1 protein-coding gene is annotated in these 700 nt (G+C 66.9%); it reads left to right on the forward strand.

Annotation, left to right across the window (positions count from 1 at the left end; translation table 11 throughout):
- A partial coding sequence (gene groEL, locus ACFPZN_RS56325) for a chaperonin GroEL (RefSeq protein ID WP_378293688.1) occupies window positions 1-700 on the forward strand: 700 nt, incomplete at both ends.

A 700-nucleotide genomic window follows, 5' to 3' on the forward strand; every position in this document is an offset into this window, starting at 1 on the left:
CGGCGAGATGATCGCCGAGGCGATGGACAAGGTCGGCAAGGAAGGCGTCATCACCGTCGAGGAGAGCAACACCTTCGGGCTGGAGCTGGAGCTCACCGAGGGCATGCGCTTCGACAAGGGCTACATCTCGCCGTACTTCGTCACCGACCCCGAGCGGATGGAAGCGGTCCTGGAGGACCCCTACATCCTCATCGTCCAGGGCAAGGCGTCGGCCAACAAGGACCTGCTGCCCGTCCTCGAGGGCGTCATGCAGTCCGGCAAGCCGCTGCTGATCATCGCCGAGGACGTCGAGGGCGAGGCCCTGGCCACCCTGGTCGTCAACAAGATCCGCGGCATCTTCAAGTCCGTCGCCGTCAAGGCCCCGGGCTTCGGTGACCGCCGCAAGGCCATGCTCGGCGACATCGCCACCCTGACCGGCGGGCAGGTGATCTCCGAGGACGTGGGCCTGAAGCTGGAGAACACCTCGCTGGACATGCTGGGCCGTGCGCGCAAGATCGTGGTGTCCAAGGACGAGACCACGATCGTGGACGGTGCGGGCGACGCCAACGAGATCGCGGGCCGGGTCAACCAGATCCGCACCGAGATCGACGGGACCGACTCCGACTACGACCGCGAGAAGCTGCAGGAGCGGCTGGCCAAGCTGGCCGGCGGTGTCGCGGTGATCAAGGCCGGTGCGGCGACCGAGGTGGAGCTCAAGGAG

This window comes from Actinomadura rugatobispora (assembly GCF_042656285.1).
Classification (GTDB): Bacteria; Actinomycetota; Actinomycetes; order Streptosporangiales; family Streptosporangiaceae; genus Spirillospora; species Spirillospora rugatobispora.